17 protein-coding genes are annotated in these 21,059 nt (G+C 73.5%); 9 read left to right on the top strand and 8 right to left on the bottom strand.

Features of this window, described 5'->3' with window-relative positions; all coding sequences use genetic code 11:
• Nucleotides 1-47: 47 nt before the first annotated feature.
• Nucleotides 48-236, bottom strand: coding sequence for a DUF5703 family protein (locus ACYVPE_RS05440; protein WP_132816844.1), 189 nt, complete (start codon nt 234-236; stop codon nt 48-50).
• 47 nt (nt 237-283) lie between these two features.
• Between ACYVPE_RS05440 and ACYVPE_RS05435 the strand changes: the two genes are divergently transcribed.
• Nucleotides 284-940, top strand: a complete 657-nt coding sequence (locus tag ACYVPE_RS05435) for a hypothetical protein (protein WP_461032236.1) — start codon at nt 284-286, stop codon at nt 938-940.
• A gap of 7 nt (nt 941-947) precedes the next feature.
• On the opposite strand, the gene ACYVPE_RS05430 is transcribed toward ACYVPE_RS05435, so the two are convergent.
• Both ACYVPE_RS05430 and ACYVPE_RS05425 read right to left on the bottom strand, forming a co-directional pair.
• Complete coding sequence (locus ACYVPE_RS05430; protein WP_461032309.1) at nt 948-2,876, bottom strand: helix-hairpin-helix domain-containing protein; 1,929 nt, start codon at nt 2,874-2,876, stop codon at nt 948-950.
• Nucleotides 2,861-3,847, bottom strand: a complete 987-nt coding sequence (locus tag ACYVPE_RS05425; protein ID WP_461032235.1) for an aldo/keto reductase — start codon at nt 3,845-3,847, stop codon at nt 2,861-2,863. Before ACYVPE_RS05425 ends, ACYVPE_RS05430 begins: the two co-directional genes overlap by 16 nt.
• A gap of 90 nt (nt 3,848-3,937) precedes the next feature.
• On the opposite strand from ACYVPE_RS05425, the gene ACYVPE_RS05420 reads away from it, so the two are divergent.
• The 5 genes from ACYVPE_RS05420 (at nt 3,938) to mshC (ending at nt 8,568) form a co-directional block, all read left to right on the top strand.
• On the top strand, nt 3,938-4,987 hold the full coding sequence (locus ACYVPE_RS05420) for an LLM class F420-dependent oxidoreductase (RefSeq protein ID WP_461032234.1): 1,050 nt from the start codon (nt 3,938-3,940) through the stop codon (nt 4,985-4,987).
• 62 nt (nt 4,988-5,049) lie between these two features.
• A complete protein-coding gene (locus ACYVPE_RS05415; protein ID WP_461032233.1) occupies nt 5,050-5,742 on the top strand; it encodes an MSMEG_4193 family putative phosphomutase in 693 nt (230 codons plus the stop codon).
• 85 nt (nt 5,743-5,827) lie between these two features.
• Nucleotides 5,828-6,421, top strand: a complete 594-nt coding sequence (locus ACYVPE_RS05410; protein WP_461032232.1) for a DUF3090 domain-containing protein — start codon at nt 5,828-5,830, stop codon at nt 6,419-6,421.
• Nucleotides 6,382-7,266, top strand: a complete 885-nt coding sequence (locus tag ACYVPE_RS05405) for an SCO1664 family protein (RefSeq protein WP_461032231.1) — start codon at nt 6,382-6,384, stop codon at nt 7,264-7,266. Before ACYVPE_RS05410 ends, ACYVPE_RS05405 begins: the two co-directional genes overlap by 40 nt.
• A 72-nt stretch (nt 7,267-7,338) precedes the next feature.
• On the top strand, nt 7,339-8,568 hold the full coding sequence (gene mshC, locus ACYVPE_RS05400) for a cysteine--1-D-myo-inosityl 2-amino-2-deoxy-alpha-D-glucopyranoside ligase (protein WP_461032230.1): 1,230 nt from the start codon (nt 7,339-7,341) through the stop codon (nt 8,566-8,568).
• 43 nt (nt 8,569-8,611) lie between these two features.
• Here the strand turns inward: mshC and ACYVPE_RS05395 are convergent, their stop codons facing one another.
• The 5 genes from ACYVPE_RS05395 to ACYVPE_RS05375 form a co-directional block, all read right to left on the bottom strand.
• Nucleotides 8,612-9,592 (bottom strand): PAC2 family protein, encoded by a 981-nt coding sequence (locus tag ACYVPE_RS05395; protein ID WP_461032229.1) that lies wholly within the window; start codon nt 9,590-9,592, stop codon nt 8,612-8,614.
• Between the two features lie 144 nt (nt 9,593-9,736).
• Nucleotides 9,737-11,356, bottom strand: coding sequence for a glycerol-3-phosphate dehydrogenase/oxidase (locus ACYVPE_RS05390; protein WP_461032228.1), 1,620 nt, complete (start codon nt 11,354-11,356; stop codon nt 9,737-9,739).
• Nucleotides 11,357-11,361: 5 nt separating this feature from the next.
• Nucleotides 11,362-12,900, bottom strand: coding sequence for a glycerol kinase GlpK (gene glpK, locus ACYVPE_RS05385; RefSeq protein ID WP_461032227.1), 1,539 nt, complete (start codon nt 12,898-12,900; stop codon nt 11,362-11,364).
• A 51-nt stretch (nt 12,901-12,951) separates the two neighbouring features.
• Nucleotides 12,952-13,764 (bottom strand): MIP/aquaporin family protein, encoded by an 813-nt coding sequence (locus ACYVPE_RS05380; protein ID WP_461032226.1) that lies wholly within the window; start codon nt 13,762-13,764, stop codon nt 12,952-12,954.
• 148 nt (nt 13,765-13,912) lie between these two features.
• Complete coding sequence (locus ACYVPE_RS05375) at nt 13,913-14,677, bottom strand: IclR family transcriptional regulator (protein WP_461032225.1); 765 nt, start codon at nt 14,675-14,677, stop codon at nt 13,913-13,915.
• Between the two features lie 244 nt (nt 14,678-14,921).
• Between ACYVPE_RS05375 and metH the strand changes: the two genes are divergently transcribed.
• The 3 genes from metH (at nt 14,922) to ACYVPE_RS05360 (ending at nt 21,038) form a co-directional block, all read left to right on the top strand.
• Nucleotides 14,922-18,443, top strand: coding sequence for a methionine synthase (metH, locus tag ACYVPE_RS05370; RefSeq protein WP_461032224.1), 3,522 nt, complete (start codon nt 14,922-14,924; stop codon nt 18,441-18,443).
• 149 nt (nt 18,444-18,592) lie between these two features.
• On the top strand, nt 18,593-19,366 hold the full coding sequence (locus ACYVPE_RS05365; RefSeq protein WP_461032223.1) for an HAD family hydrolase: 774 nt from the start codon (nt 18,593-18,595) through the stop codon (nt 19,364-19,366).
• Nucleotides 19,367-19,445: 79 nt separating this feature from the next.
• Nucleotides 19,446-21,038 carry an ABC transporter substrate-binding protein gene (locus ACYVPE_RS05360; protein WP_461032222.1) on the top strand — a complete coding sequence of 531 codons (1,593 nt, stop codon included), beginning with the start codon at nt 19,446-19,448 and terminating at the stop codon, nt 21,036-21,038.
• Nucleotides 21,039-21,059 lie beyond the last annotated feature (21 nt).

Genomic DNA, 21,059 nt, shown 5'->3' with positions numbered 1-21,059 from the left:
CACTCCTCTCGTGTGTGGGGGATGGCGCGGACGGGAGGCGGCGCCGCCTACCAGGTGGCGCGGAGTTGGCGGATGATTCGCCGGCGCAGCCGAACCTGGCGGCTGCCGTCGGGGTACAGGCGGAGTTGGGCCAGCTCCCAGTGACCGTACTCGGCGTGTTCGGTCAGCAGGCGCGTGGCGGCGGCACGGGAGACCCCCCGCGGAACATACACATCGCGAAACTCGTATTCCGGCATCGAATCTATTGTGCGGGCAAGCCCCGGATGCCGATACCGTCTGCACCATGTCTGATGCTGTGCAGCCCACCGCTGCCGAAGTCCGCGCCGCCGCCGACGCGCTCAAAGCGGCGATCGACCGGCACCTCGCCGCCATCGAAGGCCGCACCGCGGCCCCCGAGGCGGCCGCCGCGGACGCCGCGGTGTTCGCCGCGTTCAACGAGCTGGCCGCCGCGGGCGAGGTGTATGACGAGCTGCTGTACGACGTCTATGACGAGGTGACCCCGTTCGAGGTGCCAGGCACCGAGAACGGGGTTCCCTATGAGGGCCCCGAGGTGCCGGAGGCCCTGAGCGTCTTCATCCGCCGGGACTACACGGTGGTCGACCCGAGGCGGCTGCTGGCCCAGGCCCAGCGGGTGGCCGACCTCGATCCGGAGGCCGGCGACCTCGGTTTCGCGGACACCGACGAGGGGCCGGCGCGGGGCATGCAGCCGGCGCTCGGCGTGCTCTTCGGCGAGTTCGACCCGGACGAGCTGGCGTCCCGGCACAAGGAGTTCGGCCTTGAGGAGGGGGACGCCACGCTCTGGGTGACCGCCGGCGACGAGCCGTCGGAGCCGGGGGAGTGGCTGGCCGCCCCCTTCGACTCGGTGGATCCGGAGCGGGTGGTCTGCCGCTTCGATATCAGTGAGGCGTTCGAGGAGGACGACCTGGACAGCGTCGGCTGACGCGCCGCTACTCGACGGGCGCCTGCGGTGCCTGCTCGCGCAGCAGCGCGCGCAGGCGGGTGGTCGGCTGGCCCGGCGGTGGCCCGGCCACCGCGGTGGCCAGCGCGGGCCCGGCGCCCTGGACCACCGAGAGGTGCGAGGCGCCCCGGCCGAAGGCCGTGTACACCCAGGCCCGGTCGACGACGCCGGCCGCGTCGCCCGGGACCACCACCACGGCCGCCGGCCAGCGGCCGCCGGCCGCCTGGTGGGCGGTGATCGCCCAGCCGTGCCTGAGCGTCTCCGCCAGGAGCTGCCTGGCCACGAGGAACCTGCCGTCCTGGTCCTCCAGCCACAGCCCGGCCGCGTCCGCCTCGACCACGGTGGCCAGCCTGGTGCGCCCGGGGGCAGGCGAGTGCGCCACCCGGTCGCCGGGATCGAAGCCGTCGAAGCGGCCGGGGCCCGGGTTGAGCCGCTCCTTCAGCGCCGTGTTCAGCGCCCTGGTGCCCGCCGGGCCGCCGTGGGCCGGGGTGATCACCTGGACCTCGCCAGCCGCGAGACCGAACGCCCGGGGGATGGAGTCGGTGACCAGCTGCACCGCGCGGTGCACGGCCTCGCCCGGATCCCGCACCGGCACGATCACCACCTCGTTGCCGGGGGCCGCCACCTGCGCGAGCTCGCCGACGCCGATCCCCGAGACCAGCTCGCCGACCGGCCCGGGGTCGGGGGTGCGGGAGCGGACGTGGGGGCAGCCGGCGGCCAGCACGTCGGCCAGCACCCGGCCGGGCCCCGCGGGGCCGAGCAGCAGCGGGTCGCCGCTGAGCACCAGCCGGGCGCCGTCCGGCAGGGACTCGACGAGGGACGCCGCCGACTCGGCCGTGAGCTGACCGGCGTCGAGCACCACGAGCAGGTCGAGCGGCAGCAGCCCCTCGGCGTCCCGCTCCGGGCCCTCCGCGCCGGACAGCAGCCCGGCCACCGTCACCGAGGCGCCGGCCGCGTCGTCCGGCAGCAGCGCGACCAACTGACGCCGGCCGGCCGGGACGTGGGAGGCGGCGCACACCCGAAGGCCGAGCTCCAGGGCCGCGGCGACCAGCGCCGCCGGCTCGGCCCTGGCGGCCTCGCCGCCGGTGTGGGCCACCAGCGCGGCGTCGGCCACCGCCCGGACCAGCTCGCCGGCCGAAGGGGACGGCGCGGCGCCGGCCGCGGCCGGCCAGTCGGCGTCGCCCGGGCCGCCGAAGGTGCCGCGCAGCCGGGAGAGGCCGTCGGCCAGGCTCTCCTCGGCCAACGCGCACCGGTCGAGCCCGAGCAGCACCCGGACCTGCGGCTCCTCCTCGTCGTCCCCGCCCCGGCCGGCGGCCGGCCGCTCCTCGCGGTCCTGGAAGGCGAGCACCGTGCCCGCCTCGACCGCGTCCCTGACGGCCGCCTCCGGGTCCGGCACGCCGTGCGCCGCGAGCCGCTCGGCCACCGCCTCCATCGGGAGCGCGGTGTGCCCGGTCAGGGCCGCCCGCTCCAGCAGCCAGCCGGTCAGCGCGCGCGTCCTGCGCTCGTCCTCCGGGGTGGAGTCGGCGCCGAGCAGCGCCCTGGCGAAGCCGTCCGCCTGCTCGGGGCGCACCCCCTCGACCGCGAGCAGCCGCCACGGATCGTCCCGCAACTCCCGCTCCGCACCCTCCCCGAGGGCCGCGGCCACCCGGCCGGCCAGCGATTCGGGCGCGCCGCCGGCGGCGAGCAGCGCGGGCAGCCCCTCGGGCACCGACACCGGAGCCGGCGCCCGCTCCCCGGCCGCGCCGGGTACCGGCGCCTTGGGCGCCGCTGGCCGTGGCCTGGGCGGCGGCGTGGGCCGGGTGAAGAAGGAGTCGGCCGAGCGCTCGCCGCTCTCCACCGCCCGCACGGCCTCCCGCAGCCGCTCGGCCACCGGTTTCTCGGCCGGGGAGTTGTTCGGTGCGGTCACAGCGAGCTCCAGTCGTGGTCGGGGTAGTGGTGCTCAGGAGCCGAGACGTCGTCCAACGCCTGGCAGATCTCCTGGGGAAGGCTAAGGTCCTCCACTGACAACGCCGCGCTGAGCTGCCGCGCCGTGCGCGCCCCGACGATCGGCGCCGCCACCCCCGGCCGGTCCCGCACCCAGGCGAGCGCCACCTGCAACGGCGTCACGGCCAGGCCGTCCGCGGCTATCGACACGGCGTCCACGATCCGGCTCGCGGCCTCGTCCAGATACGGCGCGACGAAGGGGGCCAACTGCTCGGACGCGCCCCGCGAGTCCGCCGGCAACGCCCCCTTCCGGTACTTGCCGGTGAGCACGCCGCGACCCAGCGGCGAGGACGGCAGCAGCGCGATCCCCAGGTCGAGCGCCGCGGGCAGCACCTCGCGCTCCACCCCGCGCTGCAATAGCGAGTACTCCATCTGGGAGCTCGCCAACCGGACGCGCGCCCCCGGCGCACCCAGCTGCCAGGTGGCCGCCTTGGCCAGCTGCCAGCCGCAGAAGCCGGACACCCCGGCGTAGCGCGCCCGCCCACTGCGCACCGCGATGTCCAGGGCCCCCAGGGTCTCCTCCAGCGGGGTCACCGGGTCGTAGGCGTGCAGCTGCCACAGGTCGACGTGGTCGGTGCCGAGCCGCTCCAACGAGGCGTCGAGCGCGGCCAGCAGATGCCCGCGGGAGCCGTCGAACCTGCGGTAGGGGTCGGGAACGCTGCCCGCCTTGGTGGCGATCACCAGGTCCTCGCGCGGCACCACGGAGCCGACCAGCCGGCCCAGGAGGTACTCGGCGGCACCGTCCGCGTAGACGTCGGCCGTGTCCACCAGCGAACCGCCGGCCTCCCAGAAGGTCTTGAGCAGTTCCGAGGCGTCCTGCTCGCCGATGTCCCGCGCCCAGGTGAGGGTGCCGAGTCCGAGCCGGGAGACGCGCAGGCCGGTGCGGCCCAGGTGCCGGTGATCCATGGGTGTTGAGCGTACTTGTGGCCCCCGTTACAGTCGGCGGGACGGGTAGTTACTCGCCAGTACATTCCGTACCGTCCGTGAGGAGTGGGGATGAAGCTTGGAATCAACCTCGGCTACTGGGGAGCCGGGATGGACGCCGACAATCTCGCGATCGTCCGCGAGGCCGACCGGCTCGGCTACGCGGTCACCTGGGCCGCCGAGGCGTACGGCTCGGACGCCGCCACCGTGCTCACCTGGGTCGCGGCGCACACCGAGCGAATGGACGTCGGCTCCGCGATCTTCCAGATCCCGGGCCGCGCTCCCGCCATGACCGCCATGACCGCGGCGACCCTCGACTCGCTGTCCGGCGGCCGGTTCCGCCTCGGCCTCGGCGTCTCAGGGCCGCAGGTCTCCGAGGGCTGGTACGGCGTCAGGTTCGACCACCCGCTGGCCCGCACCCGGGAGTACGTCGAGATCGTCCGCAAGGTGCTGGCCCGCGAGCGGCTGAGCTACCAGGGCGACCACTGGACGCTGCCGCTGCCCGGCGGCGCCGGAAAGCCCGTCAAGCTCATCGTGCACCCCGTCCGGGAGCACATCCCGGTCTACGTCGCGGCCGTCGGCCCCAGGAACCTCGCCCAGACCGGGGAGATCGCCGACGGCGCCCTGCTGCTGTTCTTCTCGCCCGAGCACGCCGAGGAGATCTCCATGCGCCACCTGCGGGCCGGCCGCGCCAAGGCCGGCCGCACCATGGAGGGCTTCGACGTCGTGCCCACGGTGCCGCTGGCCGTCGGCGACGACCTGGACGCGCTGGCCGACGAGTTCCGGCCGTACACGGCCCTCTACGTCGGCGGTATGGGCAGCCGCGGCAAGAACTTCTACCACCACCTCGCCCAGCGCATGGGCTACGAGAAGGAGGCCGCCGAGATCCAGGACCGCTACCTCGCCGGGGACCGGACCGGCGCCGAGGCGGCCGTGCCCCGCAAGCTCATCGAGGACACCGCGCTGCTCGGCCCCGTCGAGCGGATCGCCGACCGGATGACGGCCTACGCCGAGGCCGGGGTCACCACCGTCTCCTTCTTCCCCGGCGGCGCCACCCTGGACGAGCGGCTCCACGCCCTGCGCACCGCCGCCGAGGCGGTGGAGCTCGCCGGCCTCGGCTGAGGCGGTGCGGTCGGCGCGGTCGGCCGCCCCCGACGTCGGCGCGCTGCCTTAGGGTTGGCCACATGCCCACCCTGCTGCTCCTGCGCCATGGCCGCACCACCGCCAACTCCGCCGGGCTGCTCGCCGGCCGGGCGCCCGGCGTCGGCCTCGACGAGTTCGGCTCGGCGCAGGCCGCCGCGCTCCCGGCCAGGCTGGCGGGCATCCCGCTGGCCGCCGTCGTGCACAGCCCGCTGCAGCGCTGCGCCGAGACCGTCGCCCCGCTCCTCGCGGACCGCCCGGGCCTGCCCGCGTTCGCCGAGGAGCGGGTCGTCGAGTGCGACTACGGCGAGTGGACCAACCGGAAGCTGGCCGAACTGGCCGAGGAGCCGCTGATGGCCACCGTCAGGCGGCACCCGTCCGCCGCCGTCTTCCCCGGCGGCGAGTCGCTGCGCGCCATGTCGGCCCGGGTGGTGGCGGCCGTCCGCGACTGGGACGCCAGGATCGCCGCCGAGCACGGCCCGGGGGCCGTCTGGCTGATGTGCACGCACGGCGACAACATCAAGGCGATCGTGGCCGACGCGCTCGGCCTCCACCTCGACCTCTTCCAGCGGATCGTGCCCCACCCGGCGTCCGTCACGGCCCTGTGGTACGGCGAGCAGCCGCTGCTGCTGCGGTTCGGCGACACCGGCGACCTCGGCGAGTTCGTGCCGGACACCGAGGCCGCGGCGCGCGACGCGGCCGAGGCCACCAGGTCCCCGGTGGGCGGTGGGGCGTAGCGGAAGAGCCGTGCCCAGGGCACCGTGATCGCGAAGGGCAGTAGGGTGCCTGTGTCGGAACCGAGTCGACCCCCCGGAGCAGTGCGTGTCCCGTCAGGTGTTCCTCTACGACCCTCCCGACCGCTTCGTCGCGGGGACCGTCGGGCTGCCTGGCCGCCGTACCTTCTTCCTACAGGCCACGGCGGCGGGCCGAACCACCAGTGTCGCCCTGGAGAAGGCCCAGGTCGAGGCGTTGGCCGAGCGGATCGACGAGTTGCTCGACGAGGTCGTGCGCCGGTCGGGCGGCAACACCTCGGTGCCGGCCGTCTCCCCGTCCGAGCTCTCCGACACCGGCCCGCTGGAGAGCCCGGTGGAGGAGGAGTTCCGCGTCGGCACCATGGCGCTCGCCTGGGACAGCGAGAGTGAGCGCATGATCGTCGAGGCGCAGGCGCTGGTGGAGCTCGACGCCGACTCCGAGGAGGAGTTCGCGGAGGCCGAGGAGCGGCTGCTGCGCGACGACGAGAACGGCCCGCCGATGCTGCGGGTCCGGCTCAGCGGCACCATGGCCCGCGCCTTCGCCAAGCGGGCCCTCGAGGTCGTCAACGCCGGCCGCCCGCCGTGCCCGCTGTGCAGCCTGCCGCTCGATCCGGAAGGACACGTATGTCCGCGCCAGAACGGATACCGCCGCAGCCGGGCGTGACCGTCGACGAGGCGTTGGAGCGCGGCGAGTTGACCATCCACGGGCGGATCGCCGAGGCCTCCAACGCCGTGCTCTACGCCACGGCCGAGCTGTCGGGGCGCCGGGTGCCCTGCGTCTTCAAGCCGGTGGCCGGGGAACGCCCGCTGTGGGACTTCCCCGACGGCACGCTGGCCCAGCGCGAGGTCGCCGCCTACGAGGTCTCCAGGGCGCTCGGCTGGGACGTGGTGCCGCCCACCGTGCTGCGGGACGACCCGCTGGGCGGCGGGATGTGCCAGCTGTGGGTGGGCCCCGTGCCGGACGACGCCGACGCCGAATCCGGTGACGACGCCGAGGACCCCGAGGAGGCGGCCGCCGGCGGGCCCGAGTCGCTGCTGGCGCTGATCGAGGCCGAGCTGCCCGAGCCCGGCTGGAAGGCCGTGGGCCGCGCCGAGGTGGACGCGGGGCGCAGCGCCCTGCTGGTCCACGTGGACGACGAGCGGCTGCGTCGGATAGCCACGCTGGACGCGGTGATCAACAACGGCGACCGCAAGGGCGGCCATCTGCTGCCGCTCGCGGACGGCCGGCTCTACGGCATCGACCACGGCGTCACCTTCCACACCGAGGACAAGCTGCGCACCCTGCTGTGGGGCTGGGCCGGCGAGCCGCTGCCCGCCGCCGTGCTGACCGCGCTCACCGGTCTCGACGCCGAACTCGCGGACGGCCGGCCGCTGTTCACCCGGCTGCTGACGTTGATCACCGAGGCCGAGTGCCGGGCGCTGCGGGCCAGGACGGCCGCGCTGCTGAGCTCCGGTCGGCATCCGTTGCCCGGCGGCGAGTGGCCGGCCATCCCCTGGCCGCTGATCTGACGAGCCCGCCCCGCCGCCCCGGCCGCGGACGGCCCTGTCGTGTCCGCGCGGGCGGCCGGTTAGGCTCGTGGCATGTATGCCTGGCCTGCTTCCAAAGTCCCCGTTCTGCCCGGTCAGGGGCGTGATCTCACGATTCACGACACCGCCACGGGCGGCCCGGTGACGCCGACCCCCGGCCCCGTCGCTCGGCTCTACGTCTGCGGCATCACCCCCTACGACGCCACCCACATGGGCCACGCCGCCACCTACACGGCCTTCGACCTCGTCCAGCGGGTGTGGCTCGACACCAAGCGCCAGGTGCACTACGTCCAGAACGTCACCGACGTCGACGACCCCCTGCTGGAGCGCGCCGCCGCCACCGGCGAGGACTGGACGGCGCTCGCCGAACGCGAAACCACCCTGTTCCGCGAGGACATGACGGCCCTGCGGATCCTGCCGCCGCGGCACTACGTGGGGGCCGTGGAGTCCATACCGGCCATCGTGCCGCTGGTCGAGCGGCTGCGCGCCAAGGGCGCCGCCTACGACCTGGAGGGCGACGTCTACTTCTCCGTCGACGCCGACCCGCGCTTCGGCGGCGTCGCCCACCTGGCGCAGGACGCCATGCGCGCCCTGTCGGCCGAGCGCGGCGGCGACCCGGAGCGGCCGGGCAAGAAGAACCCGCTCGACCCGCAGCTGTGGCGCGCGGCCCGGCCGGGCGAGCCGTCCTGGGACGGCGCCTCGCTCGGCCCCGGCCGGCCCGGCTGGCACATCGAGTGCGTGGCCATCGCGCTCGAACACCTCGGCATGGGCTTCGACATCCAGGGCGGCGGCTCCGACCTCGCCTTCCCGCACCACGAGATGGGCGCCTCGCACGCCCAGGCGCTCACCGGCGAGCACCCGTTCGCGGCCAGCTACGCGCACGCCGGGATGGTCGGTTACCAGGGCGAGAAGATGTCCAAGTCCCGGGGCAACCTTGTGCTGGTGTCCCGGCTGCGCGCCGCCGGCGTCGACCCGGCGGCGATCCGTCTCGCGCTGCTCGCCCACCACTACCGGTCCGACTGGGAGTGGACGGACGCGGTGCTCGACGCCGCCGTGGAGCGGCTCGGCCGCTGGCGGGCCGCCGTCTCCCGGCCGGACGGGCCGCCGGCCGAGGGCCTGGTCGAGGAGATGCGCGCGGCGCTGGCCACCGATCTCGACGCGCCGGCCGCGCTGGCCGCCGTGGACCGCTGGGCCGCGGCCCAGGAACGGGGCGCGGGCGGCGATCCCGGCGGTCCTGGGGTCGTCTCCCGCGCGGTGGACGCGCTGCTCGGCGTGGCCCTCTGACGTCCGGCCCACGGCCGGCGCCCGCGCGTCCGTGTCGGCGCGCTCAGTCCTCGCCGTCGGCGGGGCCGGGCTCCGGCGGGCCCTGCTCGCCGTCCGTCGGCCGGCGCCGCGTCCGGGGCCGGCGGTTGCCGGGATCGCGCAGGTAGGAGCCGGTGTCGCCGGGCGGCGACTGGCCGTCCCTGCGCCGCAGGTAGCGCTCGAACTCCTTGGCGATCGCCTCGCCCGACGCCTCGGGCAGCTCCGCCGTGTCCCTGGCCTCCTCGAGCGACTTGACGTACTCGGCGACCTCGCTGTCCTCGGCCGCCAGCTGGTCGACGCCGATCTGCCACGCCCTGGCGTCCTCCGGCAGGTCGCCCATCGGGACCCCGACGCCCAGCAGGTCCTCCAGGGCGTGCAGCAGCGCCAGCGACGCCTTCGGGTTGGGCGGCTGCGCCACGTAGTGCGGCACGGCGGCCCACAGCGTCACCGCCGGCACCCCGGCGTGGGTGCACGCCTCCTGCAGGATGCCGACGATGCCGGTCGGTCCCTCGTAGCGGGACTCCTCGAGGTTCAGCCGGACCGCCAGGTCCTCGTCCGAGGTCACGCTGGTGACCGGCACCGGACGGGTGTGCGGGGTGTCACCGAGCAGCGCCCCGAGCACCACCACCATCTCGACGCCGAGCTCGTGCGCGAAGCCGAGCAGCTCGTTGCAGAACGAACGCCACCGCATGCTGGGCTCGATGCCGCGGACCAACACCAGGTCGCGGCGCTTCACCGGGCCGTTCTCCGAGCCGATCCTGACCACGGAGAGCCGGGTGGTGGGCCAGGTGACGCGGCGCACCCCGCCATCGAGCCAGATGTGCGGCCGATTGACCTGGAAGTCGTAGTAGTCCTCGGCGTCGAGCGCCGCGAACACTTCGCCCTTCCACTCCTGCTCCAGATGCGCGACCGCTGCGGAGGCGGCGTCACCCGCATCGTTCCAGCCCTCGAACGCGGCCACCATGACCGGGTCGACCAGCTCGGGAAGTCCTTCGAGCTCGATCACCCAGCGCCTCCTCCCGGCCGGGGCGGGAGGTGTGCCCGGCCCGGCTGCCGTTGTGTTGCGTGCGGCCCCAGCCTACGGCGTGACCGTGCCCATACCGGAGTCCTCGTACGCATGTGCGCGGGTCAGCGGCGTTCGCGGGTTCGGTCACTCGGTCGGTAGACCGAGCACGGTGGCCACCCGGGCGCGCACCTCGGGCGTGTCGAGACCCCGGATGGTCAACGTGGTGCGCCGGCGGACCACGTCCTCCACGGTCTCCGCCCACTCGTGGTCCCTGGCGTAGACGACCTGGGCCCAGATCTCGGGTCCGTCCGGGTGGACGCGCTCGCCGAGGGCCGGGTCCTCGCGGACCAGCCGGGCGATCTCGAAGGCCAGGGAGCCGTAGTGGGTGGCGAGTTGGCGGGCGGTCAGCGGATCCATCCGGGCGCCGGGGTCGCGGTCCACGAGCAGCCGGTGCGCGACCGCGTTGGGGTTGGCGACGCCGGGCAGCGGCACCCGGCGCACCAGCCCGGAGAGCGGCTCCATGTCCTCGCCGAGCGGCACCGTCGGCTGGCTGGCCAGCTTGCGCAGTACCATCCGGCCGATGTGCCGGTAGGTGGTCCACTTGCCGCCGGCCACCGACAGCATGCCGCCGCGCCCCTCGGTCACCACGGTCTCGCGCCTGGCCGACTCGACGCCGCCTGGCCCGCCCGGCAGCACCCGGAGGCCGGCGAACGCGTAGGTCAGCAGGGAGCGGTCGAGCTGCGCGTCGCGGACCGAGAACGCGGCCTCGTCCAGGATCTGCCGGATGTCCGCCTCGGTGGCGCGCACGTCGGCCGGGTCGCCCTCGTACGGCTCGTCGGTCGTGCCGAGCAGCAGCTGGTCCTCCCAGGGGAGGGCGAAGGTGATGCGGTACCTGTCGACCGGCGTGGCCAGCGCGGTCCGCCACGGAGCGGAGCGGCGCAGTACCACGTGCGCGCCCTTGGAGAGCCGGATGCTGGGGGCCGCGCCCGGGTTCTCCAGGCGGCGCAGGTGGTCCACCCAGGGCCCGGTGGCGTTGAGCACCACGCGGGCCGAGACGTCGAACTCCTCGCCGGTGAGCCGGTCGCGCAGCTCGGCGCCCGTGACCCGGCCGTGCACCTGGCGCAGCCCGACGACCTCGGCGTGGTTGAGGACGGCGGCGCCGGACTGGACGGCGGCGCGCACCGTCATCACGGCCATCCGGGAGTCGTTCATCTGGTGGTCGCCGTAGACGGCGACGGCACGCAGGTTCTCGGTGCGCAGCGCCGGGTTGAGGGCGGCGGCGCGGGCGGGGGAGATGACGCGGCCGACGCCGTCGCCGAAGGCCGAGAGCGCGGAGTAGGCGAAGACGCCGGCGCCCAGCTTGGCGGCGCCGTGCGGGCCGCCCCGGTAGACGGGCAGGTGGAAGGTGAGCGGGTTGACCAGGTGCGGCGCGACGTCGCGGGCCAGCACCCGGCGCTCGTGGTGGTTCTCGGCCACCAGCCGGACCGCGCCGGTCTGCAGGTAGCGCAGGCCGCCGTGCACCAGCTTGGAGGAGGCGGACGAGGTGGCGCCGGCGAAGTCGCCGGCGTCCACCATCGCCACCCGCAGCCCGGACTGGGCGGCGTGCCAGGCCACCGAGGTGCCCAGAATGCCGCCGCCGACGACGAGCAGGTCCCAGGTCGACGTGGCGAGTCGGTCCCTGGTCTCGGCCCGCCGGTCGGCCGCGGCTATGCCGGCGGGGCCGACGGGGGTGGGGGAACCTGCGGTCGGCTGCGGGGTGTTCATGATCGTCAGCTCTCCTCGTCTAGCCAGCCCATGGTCCGCTGCACGGCCTTGAGCCAGAACTGGTATTCGCGGTCGCGTTCGGCCGCGTCCATCGCCGGGGTCCACTCGGCGGCCCGGCGCCAGTTGTGGCGCAGGTCCTCGATGTCGGTCCAGAACCCCACCGCGAGGCCCGCGGCGTAGGCGGCGCCGAGGCAGGTGGTCTCGGAGACCATCGGGCGCACCACGGGCACGTCGAGGAAGTCCGAGATGTTCTGCATCAGCAGGTTGTTGGAGGTCATCCCGCCGTCCACCTTGAGGGTGGTGAGCTCCATTCCGGAGTCCTTCCTCATGGCGTCGACGATCTCGCGGGTCTGCCAGGCGGTGGCCTCCAGGACGGCCCTGGCGATGTGTGCCTTGGTGACGTAGCGGGTGAGCCCGGAGATGACGCCGCGGGCGTCGGACCGCCAGTAGGGGGCGAAGAGCCCGGAGAAGGCGGGGACGAAGTAGGCGCCGCCGTTGTCCTCGACGGAGCGGGCCAGGGTCTCGATCTCGGCCGCGCTGTTGATGAGGCCCATCTGGTCGCGCATCCACTGCACCAGGGCGCCGGTGATGGCGATGGAGCCCTCGAGCGCGTACACCGGGGCCTGGTCGCCGATCCGGTAGCCGACGGTGGTGATCAACCCGGCGTAGGAGTTGATGGCCTCGGTGCCGGTGTTCATCAGCAGGAACGTTCCGGTGCCGTAGGTGGACTTGCCCTCGCCCACCGCGAAGCAGGTCTGCCCGAAGAGCGCGGCCTGCTGGTCGCCGAGCGCCGAGGCCACCGGCACGCCGTCCAGCACGCCGCCCTTGGCGGTGCCGTAGACCTCGGCCGAGGAGCGGATCTCGGGGAGCACCTCGGGCGGCACGCCGATCGAGGTGACGATGCGCTGGTCCCAGTCGAGGGTGCGCAGGTTCATCAGCAGGGTGCGGGAGGCGTTGGTGACGTCGGTGACGTGCACGCCGCCGTCGGGGCCGCCGGTGAGGTTCCAGATGACCCAGGAGTCCATGGTGCCGAAGAGGATCTCGCCGCGTTCGGCGCGCTCCTGAAGGCCCTCGACGTTGTCGAGCAGCCAGCGGATCTTGGGGCCGGCGAAGTACGAGGCGAGCGGGAGCCCGGTCTCGCGGCGGAACCGGTCCTGGCCGACGTTCCGGCCCAGCTCGCGGCAGAGGGCGTCGGTGCGGGTGTCCTGCCAGACGATGGCGTTGTGCACCGGCTCGCCGGTGGCCCGGTCCCACAGCAGCGTGGTCTCGCGCTGGTTGGTGATGCCGATGGCCTTGACGTGCTCGCGGGTGATGCCGGCCTTCTCCAGGGCGCCCGCCACCACCTCCTGGACGTTGGTCCAGATCTCGGCGGCGTCGTGTTCGACCCAGCCGGGCTTGGGGAAGATCTGTTCGTGCTCCTTCTGGTCGACGGAGACGATCCGGCCGTCCCTGTCGAAGACGATGCAGCGGCTGGACGTGGTGCCCTGGTCGATGGCGGCGATGTACTCGCGTGGGGCGTTGGAGGTCTCTTGGGTGTCCGACATGCGGCGGCTCCTGGTGGCGGCGGATCGGCGGGGGTGGCGGGCTGGGCGCCCTCAGAACAGTGCGTTGTGGATTCCGCCGGCCGCGGCGGCGCCGATGAGCGGGCCGACCACCGGGATCCAGGCGTAGCTCCAGTCGGAGCTGCCCTTGTGGGGGAGCGGCAGCAGCTGGTGGACGATGCGGGGGCCCAGGTCGCGGGCCGGGTTGATGGCGTAGCCGGTCGGTCCGCCGAGCGAGAGGCCGATGCCGACGACGACCAGCGCGACCATCAGCCCGCCGGTGCCGGAGACCGCCAGCCCGTCGTTGAGGCCGATGCCGAGCACCAGGAGCACCAGGACCATCGTGGCGATGATCTCGGTGGCCAGGTTCTGCACGGTGTTGCGGATCTCGGGGGCGGTGGCGAAGACCCCGAGCACGGGGCCTGGCTGCCCGGCCTCCGGCTCGCGCCGCTCCTCGGTCTCGCGGACGTCGTCGAACGCCTTGGCGCCCGGGGTCCGGGAGCCGCTGACGATCTCGTGGTCCGCGAGGTGGGCCTTGAAGTGGCCGTAGTAGGCGATCCAGGTGAGGGTGGCGCCGATGATGGCGCCGACCATCTGGCCGCCGACATAGGTGCCGACGTTGCGCCACACGCCGGTGTCGATGGCGATACCGAGGGTGACGGCGGGGTTCAGGTGCGCGCCGGAGAGCTGGGTCGAGACGTAGACGCCGGAGAGCACGCCGATGCCCCAGCCGAAGCTGATGGCGACCCAGCCGGCGTCGAACGACTTCGATTTCTTGAGCACGACGCCTGCGACGACGCCCGTGCCGAGCAGGATCAGCGTGGCGGTCCCGATGACCTCGCCGAAGAAGATGTCGGAGCTGGACACCCGTGACTCCTTTGTCCTTCGTCCAGGGATTCCTGGCCGACGACCGTCCAGTGTTCGACAATGTCGACCATCGAACGGCAGTTTTCTCCCCGGAGAAGCCACCGTCAAGGGGTTGTGCGGCAGATAACCCAAGGGTGCCTGGATTGTCCTAGAAGCGCCCGGCTCCGAGGTCGCGCGACACGGACCGGGCGCAGTCCCGCACGGCGGCCACCAGCCGGTGGTCGAGCTCTGAACCGACCTGCATCCGTTCCACCGCGCCGGTGATCCCCACCGCCCCGACCGGCATCCGCCGCCGGTCCACGATGGGCGCGGCGACGGACGCCACCCCGTCCCAGGTCTCGCCGACGTCGCTCGCCCAGCCACGGGCGCGCACCTGCTCCAGGTTCCGGGCGAGGGTCTCGGGGTCGGTCACCGTGCGCTCGGTGATCGGGGTGAGTTCGTCCTCCATGACCTCGTTGTGCGCCACCGGGTCGAAGGCCGCGATCACCTTGCCGAGCGCCGTGCTGTGCAGCGGCTGCATGGCGCCCACCTCCAGCACCTGCCGGCTCTCGTCCGGCCGGAAGACGTGGTGCACGATCAGCACGCCGCGCTGGTGCAGGACACCGACGTACGCGGCCTCCCCGCTGGCCCTGGCCAGGTCGTCCGTCCACACGAGCGCGCGGGCGCGCAGCTCGTGCACGTCCAGGTAGCTGTTGCCGAGCCGCAGCAGCTCGGCGCCGAGCTGGTACCTGCCGGAGCCCGGGTCCTGCTCGACGAAGCCCTCCTGCTGGAGGGTCCGCAGCAGCCCGTGCGTGGTGGCCTTGGCGAGCCCTATGGCCGAGGCGATGTCCGACAGGCCGAGGCGGCGCTCTCCGCCGGCCAGCAACCGCAGCACGGCCGCCGCGCGCTCCAGCGACTGGATGGTCCGTGCCATGAGGCCGCCTCCCTGCTCCTCGCTCCATACCCTGCCCGTGCCGGGCTTCGTTCGGCATTGTCGAACGAGAGCGGGTTATGTCGATACCCCCGGTGCCGCGGAATGAGTCTAAGTCCGTCCAACGACCGGAACGGATCCCCGCCCCGACCGGCCGGGCGGTTACCCTGACCAGGTGCGCCCGCCGCGGGGCAGGGCCCCGGAAGGGCGCATAGCCGACAGCCGTCGCATCTCCGGGAGCCTCCCCATGGCCTTGTCCAGTGCCGCGTCCAGTCCCGCCTCCGCCCCCCAGTCCCAGCGGGCCACCGCCCTCCGGGAGGCCCTGGCCTCCCGGATCGTGGTCGCCGACGGTGGCATGGGAACCATGCTCCAGGCGCAGGACCCCACGCTCGAGGACTTCGAACAGCTCGAGGGCTGTAACGAGGTCCTCAACGTCACCCGCCCCGACATCGTCGGCAACGTGCACCGCGCCTACTTCGAGGCCGGCGTCGACTGCGTCGAGACCAACACCTTCGGCGCCAACCTGAGCGCGCTCGGCGAGTACGAGATCCCGGAGCGGATCCACGAGCTGTCGGCCGCCGGCGCCGCCGTCGCCCGCGGCGTCGCCGACGAGTTCGCCGCGGCCGACGGCCGCCAGCGCTGGGTGCTCGGCTCGATGGGCCCAGGCACCAAGCTGCCCACGCTCGGGCACACCACCTTCGCCCCCCTCAGGGACGCCTACCAGCGCAACGCCGAGGGGCTGATCGAGGGCGGCGCCGACGCCCTGCTCGTCGAGACGTCCCAGGACCTGCTCGGCACCAAGTCCGCCGTGCTCGGCGCCCGGCGCGCCCTCACCGCCACCGGGGCCACGCTGCCCCTGATGGTGCAGGTCACCGTCGAGACCACCGGCACCATGCTGCTCGGCTCCGAGATCGGCGCCGCGCTGACCGCCCTCGAACCGCTCGGCATCGACGTGATCGGCCTCAACTGCGCCACCGGTCCCGCCGAGATGAGCGAGCACCTGCGCTACCTGGCGAGGCACGCCGGGGTCCTGATCTCCTGCATGCCCAACGCCGGCCTGCCCGTGCTCGGCAAGGACGGCGCGAGCTACCCGCTCTCACCCACCGAACTGGCCGACGCGCACGAGCGGTTCATCGCCGACTTCGGCCTCTCGCTGATCGGCGGCTGCTGCGGCACCACGCCCGAGCACCTGCGGCAGGTGGTGGAGCGCGTCGCACGGCTCACGCCCGCGACCCGCGACCCGCGCCCCGAGCCCGGCGCCTCCTCGCTCTACCAGACCGTGCCGTTCCAGCAGGACGCCTCCTACCTGGCCATCGGCGAGCGCACCAACGCCAACGGCTCCAAGAAGTTCCGCACCGCCATGCTCGAGGCCCGCTGGGACGACTGCGTGGAGCTGGCCCGCGAGCAGATCCGCGAGGGCGCCCACCTGCTCGACCTGTGCGTGGACTACGTGGGCCGGGACGGCGTGGCCGACATGGCCGAGCTGGCCGGCCGCCTCGCCACCGCCTCCACGCTGCCGATCGTGCTGGACTCCACCGAGCCGGGCGTGCTCCGCGCCGGCCTGGAGAAGCTCGGCGGGCGCGCGGTGATCAACTCCGTCAACTACGAGGACGGCGACGGCCCCGACTCGCGCTTCGCCACCGTCACGGCGCTCGCCGCCGAGCACGGCGCCGCGCTGATGGCGCTCACCATCGACGAGACCGGCCAGGCGCGCACCCCCGAGCACAAGGTGGCGGTGGCCGAGCGGCTGATCGCCGACCTCACCGGCAACTGGGGCGTGGCCGAGCACGACATCATCATCGACTGCCTCACCTTCACCATCTGCACCGGGCAGGAGGAGTCCAGGAAGGACGGCGTCAACACCATCGAGGCGATCCGGGAGTTGAAGCGCCGGCATCCCGCCGTGCAGACCACCCTCGGCCTCTCCAACATCTCCTTCGGCCTCAACCCGGCCGCCCGCCTCGTGCTGAACTCCGTCTTCCTCGACGAGTGCGTCAAGGCCGGCCTCGACTCGGCGATCGTGCACGCCGCCAAGATCCTGCCGATCGCCAGGATCGAGCCCGAACACGTCCAGGTCGCCCTCGACCTGATCCATGACCGGCGGCGCGAGGGCTACGACCCCCTCCAGCACTTCCTGCAGCTCTTCGAGGGCGTGGACGCCAAGTCGATGCGGGCCGGCAAGGCCGAGGAACTGGCCGCGCTGCCGCTCGACGAGCGCCTGCAGCGCCGGATCATCGACGGCGAACGCAAGGGCCTGGAGGCCGACCTGGACGACGCGCTGGCCGAGCGCCCCGCCCTGGAGATCGTCAACGACACGCTGCTCGCCGGCATGAAGGTGGTCGGCGAGCTGTTCGGCTCCGGCCAGATGCAGCTGCCGTTCGTGCTCCAGTCCGCCGAGGTGATGAAGCAGGCGGTCGCCCACCTGGAGCCGCACATGGAGAAGACCGGGGACGCCGGCAAGGGCACCATCGTGCTGGCCACCGTCCGCGGCGACGTCCACGACATCGGCAAGAACCTCGTCGACATCATCCTCACCAACAACGGCTACACCGTCGTCAACCTGGGCATCAAGCAGCCGGTCGGCGCCATCCTCGACGCCGCCGCCGAGCACCGCGCCGACGTCATCGGGATGTCCGGGCTGCTCGTGAAGTCCACGGTGATCATGAAGGAGAACCTGGAGGAGCTCAACCGGCGCGGCATGGCGGCCGACTACCCGGTGATCCTCGGCGGCGCCGCGCTGACCAGGGCCTACGTCGAACAGGACCTCCACGAGATCTACGAGGGCGAGGTCCGCTACGCCAGGGACGCCTTCGAGGGGCTGCGCCTGATGGACGCCCTGGTCGCCGTCAAGCGCGGCGTGCCGGGCGCCACCCTCCCCGAGCTCAAGCAGCGGCGGGTGGCCGCCCGCCCCCGCGCCGAGCTCGCGGTCGAGGAGCCGGCGCCGCCGGCCCGCTCCGCCACCGCCACCGACGTGCCGATCCCCGCCGCGCCGTTCCTCGGCACCCGGGTGGTCAAGGGCATCCCGCTCAAGGACTACGCCGCCTGGCTGGACGAGGGCGCCCTGTTCAAGGGGCAGTGGGGCCTCAAGGCGGCCCGCGAGGGCGGCCCCGACTACGCGGAGCTCGTGGAGAGCGAGGGCCGCCCCCGGCTGCGCGGCTGGCTCGACCGGCTGCACACCGAAGGGCTGCTCGAGGCCGCCGTGGTCTACGGCTACTTCCCCTGCCACGCCGAGGGCGACGACCTGGTCATCCTCGACGAGGACGGCAAGGAGCGCACCCGCTTCACCTTCCCCCGCCAGCGCCGCGGCCGGCACCTCTGCCTGGCGGACTTCTTCCGCCCGGCCGAGAGCGGCCAGACCGACGTCGTGGCGCTGCAGACCGTCACCGTCGGCCCGCGGGTCAGCCAGGCCACCGCCGAGCTGTTCGCCGCCGACTCCTACCGCGACTACCTGGAGCTCCACGGCCTCTCCGTGCAGCTCGCCGAGGCCCTGGCCGAGTACTGGCACGCCCGGGTCCGCGGCGAGCTCGGCATCGCCGGCGGCGACCCGGCCGAGCTCGACGGGATGTTCCGCACCGAGTACCAGGGCTGCCGCTACTCCCTCGGCTACCCGGCCTGCCCCGACCTCGCCGACCGGGCCAAGATCGCCCAGCTCCTGGACTCCCAGCGGATCGGCGTCACGCTCTCCGAGGAGTTCCAGCTCGACCCGGAACAGTCGACCGACGCGCTCATCCTGCACCACCCGGAAGCGAACTACTTCAACGCCCGCTAACCCGATCGGGCGTAAAAATCCGACGACCGCCGCCTGCGGTCGTCGGATTTTCGCCGCCGCAGTAGACTGATCGGTCCGGAACAGGCCGGTCGTCCCCCGTGGACGGCCGGCCTTCCCGCCCCTTTGGACCCCGACGCGGAGGTGTGCGGATGACGTCTTCCTACCAGGTCGTCGACGCCGGACCGGCCCTCGCCCCGACCCCGGGCGCCGTGCTGTTCGACATGGACGGCACCCTGGTCGACACCGAGGGCTTCTGGTGGGACGCCGAGGTGGAGGTGTTCGGCGCCCTCGGGCACGCCCTGGCCGACGAGCACCGCCAGGTCGTGGTCGGCGGCCCGATGAACCGGAGCGCCGGATACCTGATCGAGGTCACCGGCGCCGACATCACGCTCGACGAGGTGCGCGACCTGCTCAACGCGACCTTCCTGCGCCGCCTCGACGGAGGCGTCCCGCTGATGCCGGGCGCCCGCCGGCTGCTCACCGAGCTGACCGCGCACCGGATCCCCACCGCGCTGGTCTCGGCCTCCCACCGCACCGTCATCGACCGGATGCTGCGCTCGCTCGGCGCCGAGCACTTCACACTGACCGTCGCCGGCGACGAGGTGCCGCGCACCAAGCCGCACCCCGACCCCTACCTGACCGCCGCCGCCCGGCTCGGCGTCGACCCGACCCACTGCGTCGCCGTCGAGGACACCGTCACCGGCGTGGCCTCCGCCGAGGCCGCCGGCTGCCGGGTGCTCGCGGTGCCCTCTGTGGCCCCGATCCCGCCCGCCGCCACCCGCACCGTGGTCGGCTCCCTCGAACAGGTCGACCTGGCCTTCCTGCGCCGCCTGCCGGCCCTCGCGCCGCCCGGCGCGGGACCGCTCGCCCCGGCGCCGCACCCGTTCGGCCTCGGGCCCGAGCCCTCGCCGGTCGGCCCGTGAGCTTCCTCACCTCGGCCCGGCGGATCCGGATGTGACGTTAGGGTCTGTCTGTGAGCAGACGGGGACGAGGGCGGCGGACGTGAGAATTCGTGCTTCCCGGCCGGTCCTCCCGACGGTCGCGGTGGCCCTCACCGGTCTGCTCGGCGGCTGCGCCCTGGGCGCCGACGACGGCCCGGGCACCGGCGAGCCCGTCGTGGTCGGCATGACCGACGCCGTGCTGGCCACCGACCCGGCCGGCGGCTACGACCCCGGCTCCTGGCTGGTCTTCAACAACGTCTTCCAGTCCCTGCTCAGCTTCCCGCCAGGCGGCGTGGAACCGCAGCCCGAGGCCGCCGAGCAGTGCGGCTTCACCGACCGCGTCAGCCAGCGCTACACCTGCACCCTCCGCGACGACCTCACCTTCAGCAACGGCGACGAACTCACCGCGGAGGACGTGCGCTTCTCCTTCGAGCGCACGCTGCGCATCAACGATCCAGGCGGCCCCGCCGTGCTGCTCAGCTCCATCGAGCGCATCGACACCCCGGACGAGCACACCGTCACGTTCCACCTCAACCGGCCGGACGCCGCCTTCCCCCAGAAGATCGCCTCCGGCGCCGGCTCCATCGTCAACCACCGCGAGTACCCGGCGGACGCGCTCCGCACCGACGGCCGCGCGGTCGGCTCCGGCGCCTACACCCTGGAGAGCTACGGCGAGGACGAGGCCGTCTTCGGGGTCAACGACGACTACCGGGGGCCGGCCGAGGTGCGGAACTCCGGGCTCACCCTGCGGTTCTTCCACGGCGACCAGGGCGCCCTCGGGGACGCCGTGGCGGACGGCGGCGTCGACGTCGCCTACCGCGGGCTGGCCGCCACCGACATCGCCGAGCTCGGCGCCGCGGCGCGCTCCGGGCAGGGCGACGGGCTCAAGGTCGTCGACGGATCGAGCGCCGAGGCCCAGTACCTGGTCTTCAACGTCGACGACCCGGTGACCGGCCGCCAGGGCGTCCGCGAGGCCATCGCCTGGCTCGTCGACCGCACCGCCCTCGCCAGGGACGTCTACCAGCGCACCGTGGAACCGCTGTACTCGGTCGTCCCCGCCGGCATCACCGGCCACAACACCGCCTTCTACGATACCTACGGCGACGAGCCCGACCGCGGCCGCGCCGAGGCCGCGCTGCGCGCTGAGGGCATCACCGAGCCCGTCGAGCTGACCCTCTGGGTCACCCCGACGCGCTTCGGCCCCGACACCGAGGCCGCCTTCGAGCACCTCGCCGCCCAACTCGACGCCAGCGGCCTCTTCGACGCCACCGTGCGCAGCGTCGACGCCGACACGTTCGCCCGCGGCGTGGCCGACGGCTCCTACGGCGCCTACGTCCGCGGCTGGGTGCCCGACTACCCGGACCCCGACAACTTCGTCGAGCCCTTCTTCGGCCAGGACAACGTGCTGAACAACGGCTATCAGGACGAGCGGATCACCGGGGAGCTGATCCCGAGCACCGAGCGGGAGCCCGACCGGGCCGAGACCGTGCCGGACTACGAGGAGATCCAGGACATCGTCGCCGAGGACCTGCCGCTGATCCCGATCTGGCAGGGCCGGCAGTACGCCGTCGCCGCCGAGAGCGTCGGTGGCCTCCAGTGGTCGCTCGACGCCTCGACCGTCTTCCGCTTCGGGGAGATCGGCAAGAGCTCCTGACCGTCCGCGGGCCCCGCCGGA

Source organism: Streptomyces mayteni, assembly GCF_054783955.1.
Note: the sequence above shows the minus strand (reverse complement) of the source record. Positions and strands in the feature narration are given on the sequence as shown.

Excerpts from the sequence above, each read along its gene's own strand:
- ACYVPE_RS05440 (WP_132816844.1), bottom strand. The coding sequence starts at position 236 with ATGCCGGAATACGAGTTTCGCGATGTGTATGTTCCGCGGGGGGTCTCC.
- ACYVPE_RS05435 (WP_461032236.1), top strand. The coding sequence starts at position 284 with ATGTCTGATGCTGTGCAGCCCACCGCTGCCGAAGTCCGCGCCGCCGCC.
- ACYVPE_RS05425 (WP_461032235.1), bottom strand. The coding sequence starts at position 3,847 with ATGGATCACCGGCACCTGGGCCGCACCGGCCTGCGCGTCTCCCGGCTC.
- ACYVPE_RS05420 (WP_461032234.1), top strand. The coding sequence starts at position 3,938 with ATGAAGCTTGGAATCAACCTCGGCTACTGGGGAGCCGGGATGGACGCC.
- ACYVPE_RS05415 (WP_461032233.1), top strand. The coding sequence starts at position 5,050 with ATGCCCACCCTGCTGCTCCTGCGCCATGGCCGCACCACCGCCAACTCC.
- ACYVPE_RS05405 (WP_461032231.1), top strand. The coding sequence starts at position 6,382 with ATGTCCGCGCCAGAACGGATACCGCCGCAGCCGGGCGTGACCGTCGAC.
- mshC (WP_461032230.1), top strand. The coding sequence starts at position 7,339 with ATGTATGCCTGGCCTGCTTCCAAAGTCCCCGTTCTGCCCGGTCAGGGG.
- ACYVPE_RS05390 (WP_461032228.1), bottom strand. The coding sequence starts at position 11,356 with ATGAACACCCCGCAGCCGACCGCAGGTTCCCCCACCCCCGTCGGCCCC.
- glpK (WP_461032227.1), bottom strand. The coding sequence starts at position 12,900 with ATGTCGGACACCCAAGAGACCTCCAACGCCCCACGCGAGTACATCGCC.
- ACYVPE_RS05375 (WP_461032225.1), bottom strand. The coding sequence starts at position 14,677 with ATGGCACGGACCATCCAGTCGCTGGAGCGCGCGGCGGCCGTGCTGCGG.
- metH (WP_461032224.1), top strand. The coding sequence starts at position 14,922 with ATGGCCTTGTCCAGTGCCGCGTCCAGTCCCGCCTCCGCCCCCCAGTCC.
- ACYVPE_RS05365 (WP_461032223.1), top strand. The coding sequence starts at position 18,593 with ATGACGTCTTCCTACCAGGTCGTCGACGCCGGACCGGCCCTCGCCCCG.